We start from the raw sequence: 21,298 nt of genomic DNA on the forward strand, positions 1-21,298 counted from the left end.
CGCCCGATCCTGCGATCAGAAGAAGTACTTGAAGCTGACGGAGACGAAGTCGCGATCGCTGATCAGGTTGTTCTCACCCCCGCCGAAGAAGGAGGAGTAGTTCAGGTCCATGGTGATGGACTCGCGCAGAACCGCGCGCAGGCCGAGACCGAGCGCCATGCGATCCTCGATGAAGTTGCCCAGCGGTGTCGGCGTCGTGCCCTGGACGTCATGCGCGAAGCTGATCGAGGGGAACAGATTCACGCCGGAGAAGGCGTTCAGGTAGTCGAAGCGCGCCGCTACGCGGTAACCCCAGCTGAATTCCGTGGCGAAGCCGTCGGTCGCCACTTCGGGCATGCCGCCGCGACCCAGGAAGAACGGATTGCCGCCGACCACTGTGCCCGGCCCCTCCAGCCGCAGCACGCTGCCGTCCGGCATGTCGTGGACGTAGGTGAAGCCGGCTTCGCCCACGAGCACCCACTGGTCCGCACCCAGGAACCGGCTGAAGGCCTTGGTGGCGGTCATCTGGAACTGGGAAACGTCGAACAGCTCCCACCCCTGGATACGCTGACCGAAGTAGTTCTGGGCGACATAGGCGCTCGCCCCGGCCGCATCGGTCGGGATCAGGCCGACACCGCGTTCCCGCGCGATCTTCTGGATGATCTGGTTGGTATTGAACAGCCCCGCGACCTGGGCCGCGGCCGTGTTGCCACCCTGAAGCGCACCGGCCGCCCGGCCCTGAGCCTGGATGGCGGCAATGGAGGTGGGGGTCCCCAGGGCGCCGCCCTGGAGAGCGGCATCGATGATCGCGAGCTGCGCTGCCGGAATCTGGCCGAAGGTTACGCCTGCCGGAATTAGCCCTGCCGCCTGGAGGCCGGCGACAAGCTGGGCCTCTGCCACCGTCTGACCAGCGGCGGAACCGGCTGCCTGACCCTGGGTGATGCTGCCCACGATGGTCGGGGCGGCCAGCGTGGCCTGCAGCAGCTCCACATCGTCGAGCTGCAGCGGCTGGTCCATGCGGTAGCTGTATTCGCCCTGCAGGGAGATGCCGCCGGGAATGGTGGTATTGAAGGACAGGCCCAGAAGCTGGATGTCCTCCGGATACTCGATCCGGTAGCCGCTCGCCTCCGTGAAGGTGCTCGGGCTGGCCTGGAACTCGGTCAGGGTGCCCAGGATGCTGCTCAGCACCGGAAGGCGGGAGTGATAGTTGATGTAGTAGGCGCCGAACTCGGTATCGCCCAGCTCGGGGGCGAAGTAGCGGGCGGCGAAACCATACTGGCCCTGATCCTTCGGCAGATCGTCCTCAAGCCGCGGCACCACGGTGCCGAACGGCGTCAGGGACTGCGTGCCGCGGAACGGGTCCAGCGCCGGGTTCGGATAGAGTTCCTCCGGGAAGACGTTGCCGGCCGGCACCGCGCCCTGGCCGCGGGTGTCGGTGAAGAGATAGTTGCCGAAGCCGATGAACAGGTGGTCTGCACCAGGGCTGCCCGCGTCGGAGGTGCTGAAATAGGTGTTCGCCGCCTCCGGCTCCGTCTGGTCCCACTTGAACTGATAGAAGGCTTCGACCGAGAAGTTCTCGTTGACGCTGAAGCTGACATCGGCGATCGGCACCGGAACGAAGGCCTCCTTTAGCTCCGCGCCGGGAAGGCGCAGGGCGGAGACGTCGACCGGGTTGATGGTATTGATGCCGTTGGCGATGAAGGTGCTCTCACCCCAGCTCAGCACCTGATTGCCCAGGCGGACATTCAGGAAGCTGGCGTCGCCGATGGCCCAGCCGCCATAGACCATGGCGTCCAGCAGGTCGAAATCTTTGCCGACGCGCTCGATGGCCTGGTCCGACAGCGGGAACGCGCCAGTCCGACCGAAGCTGTCGCTGTCGCGCTTCACATTGACGAGGTCGAGGAAGTAGGTGCCGCGCACGAAGGCGCCGACATTGCCGTAATTCAGCGTCAGCTCATGGGTGGCGCGACCGGCCAGGGAAACCAGACCCTTATCGTAGTTCAGGTTTCCGTTGTCGCCGTTGATCGAGTGCTGACGCCCGCCATTGGCCACGCCGACCAGATCGGGATCGCGATCCTGCACGCGGAACAAGGCGCCCAGGGTCAGCGTCGTGTCGAAGCTGCCGGACAGGTCGCCGCGGTTGAACGAGATAGCGTGGGCGGAGCCCGCCGCGAACAGGGGCGCCAGCAACGCCACGGCGCTCGCGCCGGCCAGGATCCGGCGATTCAGGCGCACCTGTGGCGTAAGGGATGATGACATGCGTTCCTCCTCGTTCAACGTTTCTTCTTGGGCTCCGCCGCTGCTCCAGCGGCACTTCGGCAGCCCAGACGTTTCAAGACTCAGCAGTAAGGGGTACCATTCGGTTGCGTCAATGGCCCATTGCACCGGCCGGGGCAACGGGCGCAGCTTCGCCGCTACCGTTGGCAAAAATGCCACGGGAAATCATAGCCGCTTCCGCGGACTATAACCATACCGAGTTTAGGAAATAGCAGCGGCCGGGACGCCGATCCGGCGCATGAACCGGTCCTCCAGATCGGCCGGCGGCAGCGGCCGGCTGAAATAATAGCCCTGCAGCAGGTCGCACCTGTGATGACGCAGGAATTCCAACTGGTCCGCCGTCTCGATCCCCTCCGCCACGACCTGCAGGCCGAGCTGCCGCCCCATGGCGATGATGGTGGCGGCGATAGCGGCCGTGTCGGCGTTCGTCGTCGCTTCCGACACGAAGGAGCGGTCCACCTTCAGCGTCGTGATCGGCAGTTTCCGCAGGTAGGAAAGGGAGGAATAGCCGGTTCCGAAATCGTCGATGGCGATACGGATGCCGACATCGCGCAGGTCGTTCAGGGCGTCGACGATGTAGGCCAGGTTGGACATCATCGCCGTCTCGGTGATCTCCAGCTCAAGCAGTTCCGGCGAGACGCCGTATTCATCCAGCAAGGCCCGGACGCGCTGGCCGAAATCGCTGGAGGTGATCTGGCGCACGCTCACATTCACCGCCACCGGCATCGGCTCGAAGCCGCGTGCCTGCCATTCCCGGATCTGGGACAGGGCCTGCCGCATGACATAGTCGCCGACCTGGATGATCAGGCCGGTTTCCTCCGCGACGGGGATGAACTTGGCCGGGGACACCAGCCCGAGTTCCGGGTGGTTCCAGCGGATCAGCGCCTCCGCGCCTACCGCCTCCATGGTTTCCAGGTCGATCTTGGGTTGGTAGTGCAGGAAGAACTGGTCCTGGTCCAGGGCCTCGCGGAGCGAGTGCTCCAGCGACAGGCGGGCCACGGCGGCCTCGTTCATCTCCGGCGTGAAGAAGCGGTAGCCATTGCCGCCGGAGGCCTTGACGTTGTGCATGGCCGTATCGGCATCGCGCATCAAAGCGTTGATGTCCACCGCATCGCCAGGGAACAGCGCGATGCCGATCGAGGTGCTGATGAAGAGCTGGTGGCCGTCGATGCTGAAGGGGCGGGACATGCCGACCAGGATGGTCTCGGCGATGCGGGCGGCCATCTGCGGTTCCGACAGATCCTCCAGCACCATCATGAACTCGTCCGCCCCCAGCCGGCCGATGGTGTCGGACGGGCGGGAGGTGGTGGAAAGGCGCTGCGCCATGGCGCGGAGCAGCTTGTCGCCGATCTGATGCCCCAGGCTGTCATTGACCAGCTTGAAGCGATCCAGGTCCAGAAGCAGCACAGCCACCCAGGTGCCCTTGCGCCCGGCCGCGGCCACGGCCTGCTGCAACCGGTCCTGCACCAGCGTGCGGTTGGGAAGGCCGGTCAGCGGGTCGTGGGTGCTGACATACATCAGCTGCTCCTCGAACCGCTTGCGGTCGGACACGTCGGTCATGGTGCCGGTGAAGCGGACCGGCTTGCCTTGATCGTCCCGGATCGCCTGCCCGCGGGCCTCGATCCACACCCAGCTTCCGTCGCGGTGGCGCAGACGGTAGAGCGCCAGATAGTCGCCGACATCGCCGGACAGGTACTTCTCCGTGTGGGCCAGCACGGAGTTCCGGTCGTCCGGATGCAGGATCGCTTCCATCAGCACGTTGGCGTTCATCGCCTCGGCCGCGTCGTATCCCAGCATCTCGATGAATTCGGGGCTCCACCAGTAGGTGCCCTTGACGAAGTTGCTGTCGAACACGCCCGAGCGGGTCGCCCGCACGGCGAGCTTCAGCCGCTCCTCGCTTTCCCGCAGGGCATGCTCGGCGCGCTTGCGCTGGGTGATGTCCTGCACCACGCAGATGGCGGTGCGGCGGTCGCCAAGACGCATCTGGCTGACGCCGAAAGCCATGGCGAAGACATCGCCGGTCTTGCGCTTGCCCTGGATTTCGGCGCGGGATTCCCGGCGGCGATCCTCCGCCGTGCGGCGCAGGCAGGCCATCAGCGCCATCGCCACCCGGGTCCAGTCCCGCTCCTCGATCAGGGTTACGAAGGGCTGTCCAACCGCTTCGCCGGGGCCGTAGGCGAACAGCTCCAGCGCAGCGGTATTCATGGTCTCGATGCGGAGGTCCTCATCCAGCGTGATGATGCCGTCCGCGACATTGTCCATGATGCCGGACAGGCGCGTTTCGCGCTCACGCAGTGCGCCTTCCGCACGCTCCCGGTCGTGCAGCGACCGATCGAACTGCATCAGCAGGTCGTTGGTGGTCTTGGCCAGAAGCCCCAGCTCGTCATCCGCATGCTGGGACGGCACAGTGACCGGCTTTCCGGCGGGGTTGGCGGGGTCCACCTCCGCGATGGCGGTCGACATGCGCAGGAACGGCTTGGTGATGGACACGTAGAACATCACCACCAGGATCAGCGCCAGAGACACCGTCCAGGCCGCGCCCGTGCCCAGCACCACGCCGGCGCGGCGGAAGAAGTCCAGCGCGATCATGTAGCGGTCGACGCTGACCCGCAGTTCCCCGACATTCTGGCTGTGCCGCTCGATGACCAGCGGGATGGAGAAGGTCTTCTCCTGCGGCAGCAGAACCTCCGCCAGCCACTTCAGCCCGCCTTCCACCTGCGGGCGCTCCATGATGGCGAGCTGGTTGCCGAAATCCTCCAGGATCACCGCGCGGAAGACCGGCCGGTATTCGAACAGACCCGTCAGCACGCGCTCCGCCAGCGCTTGGTCGAAGGCGTACGCCGCTTCCGCCGCCGGTTCGCGCAGGGTCTTCAGCACCTGCTCCACGAGCTGGTCGGTCTGCCGCTCCATGTCCAGCAGGTCGATGGCGATCTGGGCGGAGGACAGGAAGAAGCCCAGAACCAGGGTCAGCAGCGCCGTGTTACGGGCCTGCTTGAAGCTCAACCGCTTGCGGAGGGGGATCATGGTGGTTGTCGGCGCGCCATGATGGGCGACTGTCTCACGCACGCTGCCCTTCCGGGCGACGGCCATGGAGGCGTCCCCGGGCACCAGCAGCTTCGCAGGCGGCTCGACCATGGTCATCACAACCCGTTCCATGCGTGCGCCCGCTCGAAAGCGGTAACGCCCAGGGGAGATCCCTTCATTCCGCGTGCGACCCTTCGCGCCGTGGTCTAATCAATTTACTGTGCCACTACCGTTTTTGTCATGACAATCCGATTAATGCGTTAGGAATGTTAATCCGTGCCGATGTTGCACAACGGTCCTCACATCCAAGTCCGACTGTTATGGCATCGCGGAATTCGGTAGGAGCGTAGAGGGATCGGAGGGGGCGTGGCACGCGGCTGGTTCGGTGAGATCGGGGATGCGGGGCTTCGGGCAGCCGACGGGCTGGCCCAGGTGGCGGCCCGCCTCGCGGGCGGGCAGATCCGGCTGGGCGTCACCGGCCTGCGCCGGTCTGGCAAGACGGTATTCGTCACCTCGCTGCTGAACAATTTGCTGGCGGCGGGACAGGGCGGGGGCGGAAGGCTGCCTTTCCTGGACGTGGTCTCCCAGGGGCGGTTCATCGCCAGCCGCCTGCGGCCGCAGCCCGATCCCGCCATTCCGCGCTTCGATTATGAAGGTCGGCTAGCCGAGATGACCAGCAATCCCCCGGCCTGGCCGCGGGAGACCAAGGCGATCAGCGAAATCCGCATCGATCTCCGCTTCCGTCCCGGCGGGCTGGTGCGCCGCCGGCTGGGCGGCGTCGCCACCTGCACGCTGGACATCATCGACTATCCCGGCGAATGGCTGCTGGACCTGCCCATGCTGGAGCAGGAATTCGCCGGCTGGTCGCGGACCATGCTGGATCTGGCGGCCCGGCCCCCGCGCGATTCGCTGTCCCGGCGCTGGCGGGAGGTGCTGGACGCGGTGGACCCGGATCATACGGCTGACGAGGCCACGGCACGCCGGCTTTCGGCACTCTATACCGACTATCTGAAGGACTGCCGCGCCAGCGACGTGGGGCTGAGCCTGATCCAACCCGGCCGCTTCGTCGAGCCCGGCGAGATGGAGGGGGCGCCCATCCTGACATTCTGTCCCATGCCTGGGGCGGAACGTCCCCGCCACGGCTCGCTGGCCGCACTGATGGCGGAGCGGTTCGAGGGGTACAAGGACAGCGTGGTCCGACGCTTCTACCGCGATCATTTCGCCCGCCTGGACCGGCAGGTCGTGCTGGTGGACGTCCTTTCCGCCCTCAATGCGGGGGCGCCGGGCCTCGACGATCTGGAGCGCTCCCTCTCCGCCACGATGGAAAGCTTCCGCCACGGCCGATCAGGCTGGCTGAACTTTCTCGGCGGGGCGCGCATCGACCGGGTTCTGTTCGCGGCCACCAAGGCCGACCATGTGGCATCCAGCCAGCACGGAAACCTGAAGAGCCTGTTGGAAAGCTTTCTGGCGACGCCGCTGTCGGCCGCGCGCTTCGCAGGGGCGGATGTGGAAACCATGGCCCTCGCCAGCGTCAAATCGACCGAAACCGTGCTGACCGACTATCAGGGCCAGAAGCTGGCCTGCGTCCAGGGCACGCCGGTGGGACGCACGACGCCGACCGTCCTCTTCCCCGGCGAGATTCCGCCCAGCCATCGGGAAATCGGCCCGGTGGGGGAGGGGCGCTTCAACTTCACCCGTTTCGCGCCGCCCGCCGGCCTGGGCCAGGACGGAAGGGGTCTGGCCAATATCCGCCTGGACCGGGCGTTGCAGTTCCTGATCGGGGACCGACTGGCATGAGCGACCGCCGCACCAAGACCGCTGAGAACGGCCCCGGTGGAGACAGGCCGCCCGGCTGGATTCCGCCAATGGAGTTCGACCCGGCCCGCGCTGTTCCCGCCCCGGTGGAGCTTGACGATGCCGGGCCGCTCCAGGGAGAGGTGCTGCCGCCGCCGAAGCGCCGCAAGGGCCGGCTGCGCGCCGCCAAGGTGTTCGCCGGGTCGGTCGCCCTGCTGGTCGCAACGGCCATCGGCTTCGATACGGTGGACATGGTGTCCCGCGCCTTCGCCTTCTCGCCCGTGCTGGGCGGGGCGCTGTCCGGGCTGGCGGGTATCGCGGTCGCCAGCCTCGGCGTGCTGGCCGGGCGGGAATGGCGGACCTTCGCCCGTTTGCGCAAGGTGGACGCCCTGCGGCTGGATGCGGCGATGCTCCGCTCCAAGGGCGGGCATGGCGGGGCGGAGCCTCTGCTCCGCCGGGTGCAGGGGCTCTATTCCGGCCGGCCGGAACTGGCCAAGGCGGATGCGGAGTTGCGCGCCAGCCTGAACGACGCCCATGACGACCGGGAGGTGCTGGACCTGGCGGAGCGCACGCTGCTCTCCCCGTTGGACCGGGCGGCCTACCGGCTGGTCATGAATGCCAGCCGCGATGTCGGCATCGCAACCGCCCTCAGCCCTGCCGCCCTGCTTGATGCGGCCATCGTGCTCTGGCGCAACATGAGGCTGGTGCGGGAAATCGCCACCCTCTATGCGGCCCGTCCCGGTCTGATCGGCTCGGCCCGGCTGGTGCGGCGCATGGCGGAGAATATCGGTGTGGCCGGCGTAGCGGATGCGTCCGACACGCTGGTGGCGGATGCGCTGGGCGGCACGCTGGCCGCTTCGATTTCCGCAAGGCTGGGGCAGGGTATGATCAACGGCTTGTTGACCGCCCGGATCGGCCTGACGGCGATGCATCTTTGCCGTCCGCTGCCCTTCTCCGAACAGCGCCGTCCCAGGCTGGCCGAAATCCGGAAGGAACTGCTGCGGCTGCCGAAGGACGTGCTGTAGTGCGCCGGACGGGCTGACGACCCGTCCGACACAGCGACCGACCGGCTACCGATAGGCCGGCGGATAGCCGTCGGGGTCGAGATTGCGGTACCGCTCCGCCAGGGCCCGGCCGCGGGTCTCCAGCGGCGTCTCCACGCCCTTGATGAACACCGCCTCCGGCTGGCTGGAGATTTCCAGCGGATCGCCGGACCAGACTACCAGATCGGCCTCCTTGCCCGGTTCGATGCTGCCGACCTGCTTGTCCAGGCCGAAGATGCGCGCCGGGTTGATGGTGATTGCGGCCAGCGCCGCCGCAGGGGGCATGCCCTGTGCCACGGCGTTGCCGGCATTGTACCGGGTCTGGCGGGCATAGTGGCCGGCGCGGCTGCCCTGGATGGCGACGGTGACGCCCGCCGCATGCAGCTTCGCCGCATTCTCCAGCGTGGCGCCCAGGGTCTCGAAGTGGGCAGGAAGGTTGGCCAGCGTGTTCACGACCACCGGGACCTTGGCCGCAGCGATCCGGTCGGCCACCATCCAGGCCTCCTCAGCCCCTTCCAGGATGATCCGGACCCGCTCCTCCTCGGCCAGCCGGAGCACCTGCAGGATGTCCGCGGCACGATGGACCCGGATCAGCAGCGGCTGCTCCCCGCGGATCACGGAACCCAGCGCCTTGAGGTCGGCGCGGGACTGACGGTAGGGGCGGCTCTCCCCCTCCTCATAGGCGTCCGGGTCCTCATGATAGGCGCGCGCCTCCTCCAGCGCCCCTTTCAGGGCCAGAAGGGCGGTTCCGCGCGTGCCGCCGGACCGCTCCGTCGCATCCTCTCCCAGGGCGAGAACCATCGCCACCCCCGGCTTCATCAGAAGCTCGTAGCCGGGAGCGAGGTGGATAGCCGCGGCCTGACCGGCGAAGACGATGCCATGCGCCTCGTCCCCGCCTGGCAGCTCCGGCGTGACGATGGCGCGGGTGACGCCGCCGGTGCGGGCGATGGGGATCAGGGTACTGTTCGGGTTCAACCCGTACTGCACGTCGAAGGCGGCGGACAGGTCCGGGTCGGCGGCAGACAGATCCTCCGCCGCGTCATGGGCCGAAACCTCGACCCCGGACAGGGTGCTGTTCGCGGCGATGATGCCCGGCGTCACGATCCGTCCGGCGCCGTCGATGATCCGGGCTCCGGACGGAACCTGCACATCGGCGCCCACGGCGGTGATCTTCCCGTCGGTAGCGACGACAGTGCCGCTGGCGATCTCGCCAGCCGGCCCCATCGTCAGGATGCGGGCGCCTGTGACGGCGATGGTCTCGGCCAGCGCTGAACCGGCCGAGGTCAGCGCGCTGAACCCCAGCAGGGCGGCGGCGAGGGTGTGGGTGATGCGGGTTGTCATCGCCGGGCCTCCTTGCCCGCCTGGCCAAGCTCGAAGTCGGTCTGCGGCCTGTATTTCGGGTCGAAACGGTCATAGGCGATACCGCCGTCGATATAGACCCGCTCCGCCACGGCGTAGACGCTGAAGGGATCGGTGTTCCAGATCACCACGTCCGCCATCTTGCCGGGCTCCAGCGTGCCGGTCCGGTCCAGGACTCCGATGGCCCTGGCCGGGTTCCGGGTGATCCAGGTGATGGCGTCGCCACGGTCGATCTCGATACCCATGCGACGACCGGCGGCCATGGCGATGGCGGCCTCCTGGTTCAGGCGCTGGATGATCGTTTCGTCATCGGAATGAATGACCGTGCAGACGCCTTTGCTGTGCAGCAGGGCCGCATTCTCCTCGATGCCGTCATAGGACTCCATCTTGAAGCCCCACCATTCGGCCCAGGTCGCGACGCAGATATCCCGCTTCGCCAGCAGGTCGGCGATCTTGTAGGCCTCCGAGGCATGATGGAACATGGTGATCTTGAAGCCGAACTCGTCGGCGATGTCGGCCATGACCGCCATCTCGTCGGCGCGGTAGCAGTGGTTCTGCACCGAAATCTCGCCCGCCAGCACGCCGGCCAGCGTCTCATTGTCCAGGTCGCGGGTCGGCGGTTCCGGCCGGGACGGCTCCGGCCCGCGGTCGGCCTCCGGCTTGCCGCGCCACTCCTCCAGGTCGCGGTCGTACTTGGCGAGATCGGCGCGGTAGCGGTCCCACTTGGCCCGGTACTCCTGCCCGCCGATCCAGGCCTCGCGATAGCCCTTCACATTGCCCATGCGGGTGGCGGGGGGCTGGCCCTTGCCGCCATAGACCCGCTTCGGGTTCTCGCCGCAGGCCATTTTCAGGCCATAGGGCGCGCCGGGGAACTTCATGGCCTGCATGGTGCGGGCCGGCAGGTTCTTCAGCACCACCGTGCGGCCGCCGAACAGGTTCGCCGAGCCCGGCAGCACCATCAGCGAGGTCACGCCGCCCGCCAGCGCCCGGGTGAAGCCGGCATCCTGCGGCCACACCGAATGCTCCGACCAGACGCCCGGCGTGTTCGGGCTGGTCATCTCATTGCCGTCGGAATGCGGCTGCAGGGAGGGGGAGGGATAGACGCCCAGATGGGAATGGGCGTCGATGATGCCCGGCGTCACCCACTTGCCCTTGGCGTCGATCACGGTGGCGTCCGGCGGAACCGCCACATCGGTTCCCACGGCGACGATCCTGCCGTCCTGCATCAGCACCGTGGCGCCCTGGATCTCATCCTCGCCGGTGCCGGTCAGCACGGTGGCCCCGGTGATGGCGGTGGTGACCGAGGGAAGGGGCCGGTAGGTGCTGGGGAAGGGATCGCTGTTCTGGGTCGGGTCCAGACCCGGAAGCAACGCGGCCTGCGCTTGCGGCTGGGCCGCCGCGGGGGCCAGCACGGCCAGCCCCATCAGGGCCGCCGCGATCGGGCCGGCCCTCAGTTTCTGTCTCTTCATGTCCACCCTGTTCCGTGTGGAAATTTATTAACCGTTTGAACTGGAAGGACATCATGGGCTGATCGGGATGGCCGGGGCAAGCCTTGTGGCGGAAGCCGTTTCAATCCCGCCGGACGCCGGACGGGGCTGCGCACGCGTGACATTGCCTGTTCTGGGCGATGCTGGTAGGGTCCGCGCCGCTCGAGTCCACCTTAGGAAATTACGTGTCATGAAGGTCAATGCGAACACCATGCGCAAGGGGCACATCCTTGAGCATAACGGCAAGCTGTGGGTGATCACCGGTACCCAGATCGTGCAGCCCGGCAAGGGCGGCGCCTTCATCCAGTTGGAAATGAAGGATGTGCGGACCGGCACCAAGAATATCGAGCGCTTCCGCACCCAGGAGACGGTCGAGCGCGCCCGGCTTGACGAGCATGAGATGACCTTCCTGTTCGCCGACGGCGACATGTACACCTTCATGGACAAGGAGTCGTACGAGCAGGTGCAGATCCCCGGCGACGTGATCGGCGAGGGCAAGGTGTTCCTGAACGACGGCATGGAAGTGCAGGTGCAGAGCTTCGAGGGCGCCCCGCTCTCGGTCGAGCTGCCGCAGACCGTGACGCTGATGATCACCGAGGCCGATCCGGTGGTGAAGGGGCAGACCGCCTCCTCCTCCTACAAGCCGGCCCTGCTGGAGAATGGCGTCCGCGTCCTGGTTCCGCCGCACATCGAGTCCGGCACCCGCATCGTGGTCAACACCGAGGACGGCTCCTATCTGGAACGCGCCAAGGACTGATCCGGCCAGGACCCGAGCGGAAGCGCGGCGCCCGCCCTATCGGCGGGCGCCCTTCTCTTTTCCGCCGGGTGCCTTTTGTGTTTTCGACTGTTGTCCGCTGTCCGCGGTGCCTGTCAGGGGACGGGCGCCATTGTTCTTGAAAATCCGTGAAGGAGACCGCCCATGGCTGCCCGTTCGGCCGTACTCAATGTCATGGCGAAGGCCGCCGAGAAGGCAGGCCGCGCCCTGGTGCGCGACTTCGGCGAAGTCGAGCAGCTTCAGGTCTCCCGCAAGGGTCCGGCGGACTTCGTCTCCGCCGCCGACCGCAAGGCCGAGCGCATGGTGCGCGAGGAGCTGCAGAAGGCCCGTCCCGCCTTCGGCTTCCTGATGGAAGAGGGCGGCACGATCGAGGGATCGGACAAGTCCCACCGCTGGATCGTCGATCCGCTGGACGGCACCACCAATTTCCTGCACGGCCTGCCGCACTTCGCCATCTCCATCGCGCTGGAGCGGGACGGGGAGATCATCGCCGGCCTGGTGTACGAGCCGGTGCGCGACGAGCTGTTCTGGGCGGAGAAGGGGGCGGGCGCCTTCCTGAACCATCAGCGCCTGCGCGTGTCGGCCCGCCGCACCATGGCCGACGCGCTGATCGCCACGGGCATTCCCTTCAAGGGCCATGGCGACATGGGCACGTTCATGGCCCAGCTCCAGGCTCTTGCCGGCCAGGTTTCCGGTATCCGCCGCTGGGGCGCCGCGTCCCTCGATCTGGCCTATGTGGCGGCTGGCCGCTTCGACGGGTTCTGGGAAAAGGACCTGAAGCCCTGGGACATCGCCGCCGGCACCCTGCTGGTGACCGAGGCCGGCGGCTTCGTGTCGGAAATCTCCGGCCATAAGGGCCATCTGTCCGGGGCCAGCATCCTGGCCGCCAACCCGCTCCTGCACGGCCCCTTGCAGACCATCCTGCACAATGCGGTGAAGCCGAAGGCGACCCCGCAGGCGCAGGGGTAAGTCTGGGCGGCCCGTGCTCCTTCGGGTTCACTCTTCGACAGGGTCAGGGTGAGGAAAGCGCGGGTGGTTGGTGTCGGGCGACAGCGCCGGCTCCTCACCCCACCATCTCCACCCTCGTCCTGAGCCTGTCGAAGGACGAAGCCCCTGCTCAGAACCCGACGACGCAGCCGGATACCCCTATTCCGGCATCGCCTGCTTCAGCCGGCCGCCGACGCGCACCGGTTCGGCCCGCTTGGCAAGGCCGGTGCGGTCGTCGGTTTCCACAAAGATGCCGCAGACAGTGACGGTGGCGTCGTTCTCCGCCGGGGTGAAGCGCTCGCCGGGGGTCTTGCGGGTCATCTTGTGGATGGCCGATTCCTTCTTCATCCCGATGACGCTGTCATAGTCGCCGCACATGCCGGCGTCGCTCTGATAGGCGGTGCCGCCGGACAGGATCTGAAGGTCGGCGGTGGGGATGTGGCTATGGGTGCCGACGACCAGGCTGACCCGCCCGTCCAGCACATGGCCCATGATCATCTTTTCCGAGGTGGCTTCCCCGTGGAAGTCCAGGATGGCAGCGTGCACGCCGTTCGGCCCCATCATCGGCCCACCCAGCCGATGCACCTTCACCACCCGCTCGATAGCGGGGAACGGGTCGTCCAGCGGGTCCATGAACACCCGCGCCATGGCGTTCATGACCAGCACCTTGTAACGGCCGTTCTTGCTGGGCAGCACGGTATAGCCGCGGCCGGGCGTGCCTTCCGGATAGTTGATCGGCCGGATCAGGTTGGGAATGCGGTCGATCTGGCCCAGCAGTTCCTTCTGGTCCCAGACATGGTTGCCGGTGGTGATGCAGTCGACGCCGGCGGCGAAGAATTCGTTGGCGATCTTCTCGGTGATGCCGAAGCCGCCCGCCGCATTTTCCCCATTGATCACGACGAAATCGGGGGAAAGACGCTGCTGCAACTCCGGCAGATGGCGCAGAAGCCCCTCCCGCCCGCTGCGGCCCACAATGTCACCCAGAAAAAGAAGTCGCATTATCAGTCCTTGTACGCATACGTAGGTCGGATCAAGCGTAGCGCCGATCCGACGAGGCTGTGCAGAGCGGTCGCGGAATGTCGGATCATTGCCGCACGCTTGATCCGACCTACGGGGCCGGCGAAAACCTCACCACGCCCCGCTCGGTCAGCATCATGTCCAGCGGCTGGTCGTAGGGATCGGTGGGGACCCGGTCCATCTGCTGGCCGTCATAGGCCGCTCCCACCGCCAGCACCGGGCCGTCTTCCCGCAGGGCGGCCAGGGTGCGGTCGTAGAAGCCGGCGCCGTAGCCCAGCCGCATGCCGCGCCTGTCCCAGGCCAGCAGCGGCACCAGCACCAGCTCGGGGCGCACGATCGGCGCTTCCTGCATCGGCTCCATCACCTTGAAGGCGCCGGGGACCAGCGGGTGCCCCTCCCGCCACAGCCGGAACAGCAGCGGCCAGCCGCGCCCCGCCACCACGGGCAGGCAGGTGCGCATGCCGCGCGCCGCGAGATGGCGCAGCAGGGGGCGGAGGTCCAGCTCATCCGTGCGCGGCCAGTAGCCGGACACCATGGTGCCGGGGGCGAGATCAGGGAAGGCTTGGTCGAAATGGGCGATCAGGGCCTCGGCGGCGCCCGCCGGATCGATGGCGGCCCGCGCCTGCATGGCCGCGCGCCGGGCAGCCTGCTTCACGGCGGCGATGTCGTCATCGCCGTCCGGGCCGGCGGGCACGGGGCCTGTATCGTTGGCGGGCTTCATCATTGCGTTCCGCGGCGGCTCTACGGTCCCGGCGGAGCGTGACGCCCACGTGACGCCCGTGGGGGGCGGCGGCCAGGGAAGAAAAGGGTGGAAGGCAGCCACTTGGCCGTTGGTATGTGCTTATCCCTCGCGGCCTGCCTCAAGCAGGTGGGCGCCATATACCGACACCAGGGTGCCGGCAGGGACAGCTCCCAAAGGGATGGGTTATCGGCCCCGGGGATGATGCGACCTGACGCACCGCGCAGCCAACCTTCCGACCACCAATCTAGGCACGCTCGAGGCGTTGGGCAATGTCCTCGATGCGTTTTGCCAAAGTATCCACGGCGGAGGCCGCCCGCTCCTCCTCCGCGGCCTTCACCGCGGGGTCCGGGACGGCCAGCTCGCGGGTCTTGCGCAGCAGCTCCAGCTCGCGCCGCATCTCGTCGATCTCATCCGCCATGACAAGCGTGGTCAGCACCAGAAGCTGCGCCTCGCTGGCCCCGGCGACGCCCGCCGCAATTCCGGTCAGCCGGTCGTTCACCAGGCCGGCCAGCTCATGCAGCCGCGCCTCCTGCCCGTCCTCGCAGGCCAGCACATAGGCGCGGCCGTTCAGGCTGATATCCACACGGGCCAATTCTCAATCCTCCAGAACGACGCGAAGCCTGTCGATGGCCTGATCCAAGCGGACGCCGAGTTCGGCGGCCTGTTCCTTGGCGCGGCGTTCCCCCTCGCGGGCCTCGGCCAGCGCCTGTTCCAGTGCTTGGCGCGCGGCGCCGTCCGCGTCGGAGGATGCCGCCTCCCGCGCCACCCGCTCATCCACGGCCCGGCCCAGGCGCAGAATCGCCACGTCCAGGCGGTCGAGCGCGGATTTCAGTCGGTCCCCGTCCATCGGCTCCTGCGAATCAGCCACCAATCAGCCGCATTGGTGCGGTGCCGAACAGTAGGTTCGGGGCAGGGCCCGCGTCAACGGCGAGGGTCTGCGCCAAACCACCTCTTCCGGAGCTTCTTTACCACCTTATTCATCCCGCAGGTCGCGGCCGGTCAGCTTCAGGAAGACATCGGCCAGGGTGAAGCGTTCCACGGACAGATTCCCGATCGGGAAACCCGTCTGCTGCTGTCGGGACATCAAGGCGGCCAGCATCGGCTCCAGCCGCGGGCCGGACAGGCTGACCCGCCGCCCGTCGCCGGCCCGCTCGATCCCGGAGAAGCCGTCGATGGCCTGGAACAGCTCCTCCGGGGAGTCCTGGTCGGTCTCGAACGTCACGGTCGCGCCGGGACAGTGCTGGTTGACCAGGGCGGAGGGGCTGTCCATCGCCAGCAGCCGTCCCTTGTCCATGATCGCCACGCGGGAGCAGAGCGCCTGCGCCTCCTCCATGGAATGGGTGGTCAGCAGGGCGGCGCGGCCGGTGCCCAGCGTGCGCTCCCGCACCATGTCCCACAACAGGGCGCGGCCCTGCGGGTCCAGGTTCGCCGTCGGCTCGTCCAGGAACAGAAGGTCGGGATCGCCGATCAGGGCCAGCACCATGGCCAGCCGTTGCTTCTGGCCGCCGGACAGGCTGCCGGCCAGGGACTTGCCCTTGTCCGCCAGCCCGACCCGCTCCAGCAACTCGCGGGCAGGAAGGGCGCGCTGGTACATCAGGCCATAAAGCCGGGTCAGTTCGCCCACCGTGGCGCGCTCCAGGATGCTGCCGGACTGAAGCACCACGCCGATGCGGTCGCGCACCGGCTCCAGCCCGCTCTGGACGTCGCGGCCCAGCACGCGCGCCGTTCCGCCATCGGGCCGGCGCAGCCCTTCCAGGATCTCCATGGTCGTGGTCTTGCCGGCCCCGTTCGGACCCAGCAGGCCGACGACCTCCCCCGGCTCGACCCGCAGGTCCATGCCGTTCACGGCCAGGGTTGCGCCATAGCTCTTGCGCAGCCCCTCGACGACGATCATCCCGTCCCGCATCCCTTCCGCCCCCATCAGCGCCGCGTCCAGTCCGGTTCCAGCGCATAGGCGAAGCGGCCGGCGGCGATGCCGCCCGCCAGCACCGTCCAGCCCCCGACCACCGCATAGGACATCCAGGCGGGGTTGAACGCCGCCCCCCCGGTCAGTGCCTGGCGCACGAGATCCATCAGCGCTCCGAACGGGTTCGCCAGCAGCATCCAGGCGACCTCCCCGTCCGGTTCCGCCAGCATCATGTACTGCATGCCGAACATGCTGAGGATCATCGCCGTTATCATCAGCAGCCCGCCGCCGGAAGCGTTCTCCGCCGGCTTGAAGGACTGGGCGGCAAAACCCAGCGCCGTCAGCAGGGCGGCCCCCGCCGCCATCGAAGCGGTGAAGGCCGCAAGGTCGATCCGCGGCACCTCGCCATAGACAGCCACAACAGCCAGCAGCACGAAGCTCTGGAGCAGGGCCAGCACCGCGACGGCCAGGGCGTTCGCGGAGATCAGGCCGGTCTGCCCCACGGGCGTCAGCAGGAAGTGCCGCAGCATCCCCTTGCGCTGGTCGGCGACAAAGGCGGCGGCGCCGGTGCTGCCGCAGCTCCCCGCCAGCATCAGAACGAAATAGAAGGGCAGCAGGGTGATCATTCCGCTGGCGCTGACGATGTCCGCCGGCACGAAACGGACGTCGTAGCGAGCCTCCGACGGCGAGGCCATGCTCGCTTTGGACTCTCCGCCGCCGTGCAGCAGCAGATCGCGCAGCAGGTCGGCAGTGGCGAGATGGGCGGTGGCGGATGCCACATGCACCCGCCCGTCCCGGACGGCCACGATAAGATCCGCCTCCCGGTCGTGCAGCGGCGCATCGCCGGGGTCGGAGGGGAAGATGGTGACGGTGAAGCGGGGATCGCGTCCAATGCGCCGCAACGCCTCCTCGGTCCCGAACCCCAGCCCGGGATAGGCGCCGCCCGCATCGACCAGCACGGTCTCGTAGCTCGGCCGGGTCAACTCGGGGAGAAGGTCCACATCGCCGAAGATGAGCAGCTTGTAGGCGCCGATGCCGAGAAAGGCGAAGACGGGCAGCAGCAGCAGGCTGATGCGGGTCTGGCGCTCACGCAGCCGGTGCAGCAGGAAGGCGCGCAGCAGGACGGCGAAGAACCGGATGCGGTGGATCATCGCGCCCTCAACTCCGCCGGCCGGGCCTGAAGGCGCGGCGTCCGGCCCAGGTCAGGAGCAGCAGCCCGGCCAGAATCCAGACCGAGGCGAAAGCTCCGGCCGCGGGCGGGGCCAGCAGCATCGGCTCCGCCCCGAAGCCGGCCCGCAGCAGATCGAGCAGCGGCATCAGGGGGTTCGCCAGCGCCAGGGCCTGTGCCCAGGCTATGTCGCCGGGCGACCAGAACAGCGGCAGGCCCAGCACCAGCAACCAGACCGCCTGGGGCGCGCTGTCCTTGGCGCCGTGCCAGGACGGCAGGGCCAGCGCATAGGCCGTGCCCAGGATCAGCGCCAGCGCAAAGCCCAGACCCAATGCCAGAAGCACGGCCGGCATGCTCATCGCTGCCGGCCAGCCGATGGTCCAGTCGATCACGTACCATTGGTAGATGATGGAGATCAGGGAGATCAGCAGCCGTCCGCCGGCCAGTCCCGAAAGGGCGAGGGCCGGCGACACGGGAGCGACGCGAAGGAACGGGGTCCAGTTGTCGGTGCGGTCGGTCAGGACCTGCACCGCCACGCCCATCATGGTGAAAGCGAGAAGGATCGCGAAGAAACCGGCATAGGGCGCGGGACGAGGGCCGTCGTCGCGCAGCGCCACCGGGGCCAGCAGGATCGGCCGGGGCTCCGACAAGGACGGGGCCGGCGATTCGAGCCGCGCCTCAAGAACCGGCCAGAGCGGATCGTCCGGGTTCCGGACCTGGATTTCGACAACCGGCGGCGCATTCGTGCCGGCATCCTGCGGCGCGGGCTGCAGAACACCCATGGCATCCAGCATCCCGTTGTCGAAAGCGTGGCGGGCCTTCTCCTCCGTATGGCGGCGGGAATGCAGCCATTCGATTTCCCGGAATGCCGCGCGTAACCTTGTGTCGGCCGCATCGTCGGGTCCTTCGGCGATCCTTGAGATACGCACCTCGGGGGCGTCGCCCGGCCCGGCGCCGACGGCGAAGGGAAGCAGGAGCAGCAGCATGAACCAGGGAAAGGTCAGGTTCATGAGGATCATCAGCGCGGAGCGGAGATACTCCACCAGTCCGAGCCAGGCGAAGAGGCCGAACAGACGGATGCGCCGGATGGGTCCGGGGCGGTTGTGCCCGGCACGCGCCGGAACGGGGCGTCGAACCTCCGCCGTTCCCTCCATCGCGCAATCGGCCATCCCGTCCTCCCGTTCCATCCGGTTTGGGCTATAGCCGGTGAGGCCCTCTGTCAACCGGGGATGGCACGGCCCATGTTCGGCGCGGCCCCGCCATGCCGGGGCGGTGCTTGACGCGCGCGCTCGCGGATGGGCAAGGTGCGGCCACTTCAGCGGGGGTCATCCGGGAACGGGTTGGCCGCCCGGCTTTTGTCGTATCCGGGTGCCCGCCTGCGCCGCCGCGTATACGGGACCCGACCGAAAACCCTACCGTCCGGGGCCCCAGGGCCGTCCGGACGGGGTCAGTCCCGAAAGGCCGTTGCCCCATGTCGTCGCCTGCGCAGTCCGATCTCATCGAAGGCGTCCCCCACAAGCAGATGGCCAATGCCATCCGCGTCCTGTCCATGGATGCGGTGGAGGCCGCGAAGTCCGGCCACCCCGGCATGCCGATGGGCATGGCGGATGTGGCGACCGTGCTGTTCTCCAAGTTCCTGAAGTTCGACGCCAAGCGTCCGGACTGGGCTGACCGCGACCGCTTCGTGCTGTCCGCCGGTCACGGCTCCATGCTGCTCTACAGCCTGCTCTATCTGACGGGCTATGAGGACATGACGGTGGACGAGCTGCGGCGCTTCCGCCAGATCGGCTCCAGGACCGCGGGTCATCCGGAATACGGCCTCGCCAAGGGCATCGAGACCACCACCGGCCCGCTGGGCCAGGGCATCTCCACCGCCGTCGGCATGGCGATGGGGGAGCGCATCCTGAATGCCCGCTTCGGCGACGAGCTGGTGGACCACTTCACCTATGTCATCGCGTCCGACGGCGATCTGCAGGAAGGCATCAGCCATGAGGCCGCCAGCCTCGCCGGCCACCTGAACCTGTCCAAGCTGATCGTGCTCTGGGACGACAACAAGATCAGCATCGACGGCCCGACCAACCTCTCCTTCACCGACGACACGCCGGCGCGCTTCCGCGCCTATGGCTGGGACGTCAGGGAGATCGATGGGCACGACCCGGCGCAGATCGCCTCCGCCATCGAATACGCCAAGACCACGGATGCGCCGAGCCTGATCGCCTGCCGCACCATCATCGGCTATGGCGCGCCGAACAAGTGCAACAACGCCGGCTGCCACGGCTCGCCGCTGGGCATGGCGGAGATCGAGGCCGCGCGCGAGCATCTTGCCTGGACGGACGAGCCCTTCGTCATTCCGGAGAACATCCTCAACGCTTGGCGCACCATCGGCCACAAGGGCGCCGGCGAGGCGGATGCCTGGGTGAAGCGTCTGGCCCGCTCCGACAAGCGGCTGGCCTTCAAGGCCGCCCTGGCCGGCGATGTGCCGAAGGCCGCCGACGAGGCGATCCTGGAGCTGAAGAGGAAGGTCAGCGCAGAGAAGCCGAAGCTGGCCACCCGCCAGTCCTCCGGCAACGCGCTGGACGCGCTGGTTCCGGCCTTCGATGAAATGGTCGGCGGCTCCGCCGATCTCACCGGCTCCAACAACACCCGCACCAAGGGCGCCCAGTCCATCCAGAAGGACAACTGGTCCGGCCGCTACATTCATTATGGCGTGCGCGAGCACGGCATGGCCGCGGCCATGAACGGCATGGCGCTGCATGGCGGCGTGGTGCCCTTCAGCGGCACATTCCTGACCTTCAGCGACTACTGCCGCCCGGCGATCCGCCTGTCGGCGCTGATGAAGCAGCGGGTCGTCTATGTGATGACCCACGACTCCATCGGCCTCGGCGAGGACGGCCCGACGCACCAGCCGGTGGAGCATATGGCGGCACTGCGCGCCATCCCGAACCTGCTGGTCTTCCGCCCCGCCGACGCGGTGGAGGCGGCCGAGGCCTGGCAGGTGGCGCTGCACCAGAAGACCCGGCCCAGCGTCATGGCGCTGACCCGCCAGGGTCTCGCCACGCTGCGTACCGAGCACACCGACGAGAACCTGACCGCCAAGGGCGCCTATGTCCTGCGGGAGGCATCCGCCGGCCCGCGCAAGGTGACCCTGCTGGCCACCGGGTCGGAGGTGGAGATCGCGGTTGCCGCCCGTGACGTGCTGGAAGGCGAGGGGGTCGGCACCGCCGTCATCTCCATGCCGTCCTGGGAGCTGTTCTCCGAGCAACCGGCCGAGTACCGCAAGGCGGTGCTGGGCGAGGGCACGGTGCGCGTCGGCGTCGAGGCCATGGTGCGCTTCGGCTGGGACCGCTGGATCGGCGACAACGGGGCCTTCATCGGCATGCCCGGCTTCGGCGAGTCCGGCCCGTACCAGGAGCTCTACAAGCACTTCGGCATCACCGCCGACGCCGTGGCCCAGGCCGCGCGGGATCGGCTGTAAGCTGGGGCTCCGGTGTGTTCACCCTCGCCCTTCGACAAGCTCAGGGTGAGGATGAAGCCCGGCAGTGTGCAACGGCATCACAGCGCCAAGGGTGATCCGCTGACCAGCCTCACCCCGAGCCGGTCGTCGCCAACGGCAGACACCCAAGGCGACTCACAGGTACCGCGCTCACGCCGACCCCCGTTGCGCTGATTAGTCTCACCCCTTGCTGATGGAAGCCGGGGCCGGGGCGCGTCCTGCCATCCGCCTGAACCGCAACAGCTTT

Annotated in this window: 16 protein-coding genes and 1 other RNA gene; 5 read left to right on the top strand and 12 right to left on the bottom strand. The window is 67.7% G+C overall.

The genetic code is table 11. The features are described 5' to 3' along the window. Positions 1-15: 15 nt before the first annotated feature. Positions 16-2,238: a DUF1302 domain-containing protein gene (locus tag DOL89_RS01545; RefSeq protein ID WP_162937266.1), complete on the bottom strand. Its 2,223-nt coding sequence runs from the start codon at positions 2,236-2,238 to the stop codon at positions 16-18. A 219-nt stretch (positions 2,239-2,457) separates the two neighbouring features. Further along, positions 2,458-5,397 carry an EAL domain-containing protein gene (locus tag DOL89_RS01550; protein WP_119677568.1) on the bottom strand — a complete coding sequence of 980 codons (2,940 nt, stop codon included), beginning with the start codon at positions 5,395-5,397 and terminating at the stop codon, positions 2,458-2,460. Positions 5,398-5,646: 249 nt separating this feature from the next. Here DOL89_RS01550 and DOL89_RS01555 point away from each other — a divergent pair, with 249 nt between their 5' ends. Both DOL89_RS01555 and DOL89_RS01560 read left to right on the top strand, forming a co-directional pair. After that, positions 5,647-7,077, top strand: coding sequence for a YcjX family GTP-binding protein (locus DOL89_RS01555; protein WP_119677569.1), 1,431 nt, complete (start codon positions 5,647-5,649; stop codon positions 7,075-7,077). After that, on the top strand, positions 7,074-8,099 hold the full coding sequence (locus DOL89_RS01560; protein ID WP_119677570.1) for a YcjF family protein: 1,026 nt from the start codon (positions 7,074-7,076) through the stop codon (positions 8,097-8,099). Before DOL89_RS01555 ends, DOL89_RS01560 begins: the two co-directional genes overlap by 4 nt. 45 nt (positions 8,100-8,144) lie before the next feature. Here the strand turns inward: DOL89_RS01560 and DOL89_RS01565 are convergent, their stop codons facing one another. Beyond that, positions 8,145-9,458 (bottom strand): amidohydrolase family protein, encoded by a 1,314-nt coding sequence (locus DOL89_RS01565; protein WP_119677571.1) that lies wholly within the window; start codon positions 9,456-9,458, stop codon positions 8,145-8,147. Then, positions 9,455-10,945: an amidohydrolase gene (locus tag DOL89_RS01570; protein ID WP_119677572.1), complete on the bottom strand. Its 1,491-nt coding sequence runs from the start codon at positions 10,943-10,945 to the stop codon at positions 9,455-9,457. Before DOL89_RS01570 ends, DOL89_RS01565 begins: the two co-directional genes overlap by 4 nt. Before the next feature lie 208 nt (positions 10,946-11,153). Here DOL89_RS01570 and efp point away from each other — a divergent pair, with 208 nt between their 5' ends. After that, positions 11,154-11,720, top strand: coding sequence for an elongation factor P (gene efp / locus DOL89_RS01575; protein ID WP_119677573.1), 567 nt, complete (start codon positions 11,154-11,156; stop codon positions 11,718-11,720). A 162-nt stretch (positions 11,721-11,882) separates the two neighbouring features. Then, a complete protein-coding gene (locus DOL89_RS01580) occupies positions 11,883-12,707 on the top strand; it encodes an inositol monophosphatase family protein (protein ID WP_119677574.1) in 825 nt (274 codons plus the stop codon). A 177-nt stretch (positions 12,708-12,884) separates the two neighbouring features. On the opposite strand, the gene DOL89_RS01585 is transcribed toward DOL89_RS01580, so the two are convergent. From DOL89_RS01585 to DOL89_RS01620, 8 genes are all read right to left on the bottom strand, one after another. Next, on the bottom strand, positions 12,885-13,724 hold the full coding sequence (locus tag DOL89_RS01585) for a TIGR00282 family metallophosphoesterase (RefSeq protein ID WP_119677575.1): 840 nt from the start codon (positions 13,722-13,724) through the stop codon (positions 12,885-12,887). 109 nt (positions 13,725-13,833) lie between these two features. Beyond that, entirely contained in the window at positions 13,834-14,466 is a 633-nt protein-coding gene (locus DOL89_RS01590; RefSeq protein ID WP_225889855.1) for a 5-formyltetrahydrofolate cyclo-ligase, read from the bottom strand. Positions 14,467-14,554: 88 nt separating this feature from the next. Then, positions 14,555-14,714: non-coding RNA, 6S RNA (ssrS, locus tag DOL89_RS01595), on the bottom strand. A 14-nt stretch (positions 14,715-14,728) separates the two neighbouring features. Beyond that, a complete protein-coding gene (locus DOL89_RS01600; protein WP_225889950.1) occupies positions 14,729-15,067 on the bottom strand; it encodes a cell division protein ZapA in 339 nt (112 codons plus the stop codon). Positions 15,068-15,079: 12 nt separating this feature from the next. After that, positions 15,080-15,331 (bottom strand): hypothetical protein, encoded by a 252-nt coding sequence (locus DOL89_RS01605; protein WP_119677577.1) that lies wholly within the window; start codon positions 15,329-15,331, stop codon positions 15,080-15,082. A 126-nt stretch (positions 15,332-15,457) separates the two neighbouring features. Continuing rightward, entirely contained in the window at positions 15,458-16,405 is a 948-nt protein-coding gene (locus tag DOL89_RS01610; protein ID WP_119677578.1) for an ABC transporter ATP-binding protein, read from the bottom strand. After that, entirely contained in the window at positions 16,405-17,541 is a 1,137-nt protein-coding gene (locus DOL89_RS01615) for an ABC transporter permease (RefSeq protein WP_119677579.1), read from the bottom strand. Before DOL89_RS01615 ends, DOL89_RS01610 begins: the two co-directional genes overlap by 1 nt. Before the next feature lie 7 nt (positions 17,542-17,548). Beyond that, positions 17,549-18,727, bottom strand: a complete 1,179-nt coding sequence (locus DOL89_RS01620) for an ABC transporter permease (RefSeq protein WP_119677580.1) — start codon at positions 18,725-18,727, stop codon at positions 17,549-17,551. Positions 18,728-19,029: 302 nt separating this feature from the next. Between DOL89_RS01620 and tkt the strand changes: the two genes are divergently transcribed. Next, positions 19,030-21,033, top strand: a complete 2,004-nt coding sequence (tkt, locus tag DOL89_RS01625) for a transketolase (RefSeq protein ID WP_119677581.1) — start codon at positions 19,030-19,032, stop codon at positions 21,031-21,033. Positions 21,034-21,298 lie beyond the last annotated feature (265 nt).

Origin of the sequence: Indioceanicola profundi, assembly GCF_003568845.1 — a bacterium.
In the GTDB taxonomy this organism is placed as follows: Bacteria; Pseudomonadota; Alphaproteobacteria; order Azospirillales; family Azospirillaceae; genus Indioceanicola; species Indioceanicola profundi.

What these genes read in the sequence shown, in the direction of transcription:
- DOL89_RS01560 (WP_119677570.1), top strand. Translation starts at nt 7,074, where the DNA reads ATGAGCGACCGCCGCACCAAGACCGCTGAGAACGGCCCCGGTGGAGAC.
- DOL89_RS01550 (WP_119677568.1), bottom strand. Translation starts at nt 5,397, where the DNA reads ATGACCATGGTCGAGCCGCCTGCGAAGCTGCTGGTGCCCGGGGACGCC.
- DOL89_RS01545 (WP_162937266.1), bottom strand. Translation starts at nt 2,238, where the DNA reads ATGTCATCATCCCTTACGCCACAGGTGCGCCTGAATCGCCGGATCCTG.
- DOL89_RS01605 (WP_119677577.1), bottom strand. Translation starts at nt 15,331, where the DNA reads ATGGACGGGGACCGACTGAAATCCGCGCTCGACCGCCTGGACGTGGCG.
- DOL89_RS01580 (WP_119677574.1), top strand. Translation starts at nt 11,883, where the DNA reads ATGGCTGCCCGTTCGGCCGTACTCAATGTCATGGCGAAGGCCGCCGAG.
- DOL89_RS01590 (WP_225889855.1), bottom strand. Translation starts at nt 14,466, where the DNA reads ATGATGAAGCCCGCCAACGATACAGGCCCCGTGCCCGCCGGCCCGGAC.
- DOL89_RS01585 (WP_119677575.1), bottom strand. Translation starts at nt 13,724, where the DNA reads ATGCGACTTCTTTTTCTGGGTGACATTGTGGGCCGCAGCGGGCGGGAG.
- DOL89_RS01610 (WP_119677578.1), bottom strand. Translation starts at nt 16,405, where the DNA reads ATGGGGGCGGAAGGGATGCGGGACGGGATGATCGTCGTCGAGGGGCTG.
- DOL89_RS01570 (WP_119677572.1), bottom strand. Translation starts at nt 10,945, where the DNA reads ATGAAGAGACAGAAACTGAGGGCCGGCCCGATCGCGGCGGCCCTGATG.
- DOL89_RS01615 (WP_119677579.1), bottom strand. Translation starts at nt 17,541, where the DNA reads ATGATCCACCGCATCCGGTTCTTCGCCGTCCTGCTGCGCGCCTTCCTG.
- tkt (WP_119677581.1), top strand. Translation starts at nt 19,030, where the DNA reads ATGTCGTCGCCTGCGCAGTCCGATCTCATCGAAGGCGTCCCCCACAAG.
- DOL89_RS01565 (WP_119677571.1), bottom strand. Translation starts at nt 9,458, where the DNA reads ATGACAACCCGCATCACCCACACCCTCGCCGCCGCCCTGCTGGGGTTC.
- DOL89_RS01620 (WP_119677580.1), bottom strand. Translation starts at nt 18,727, where the DNA reads ATGGCCGATTGCGCGATGGAGGGAACGGCGGAGGTTCGACGCCCCGTT.
- efp (WP_119677573.1), top strand. Translation starts at nt 11,154, where the DNA reads ATGAAGGTCAATGCGAACACCATGCGCAAGGGGCACATCCTTGAGCAT.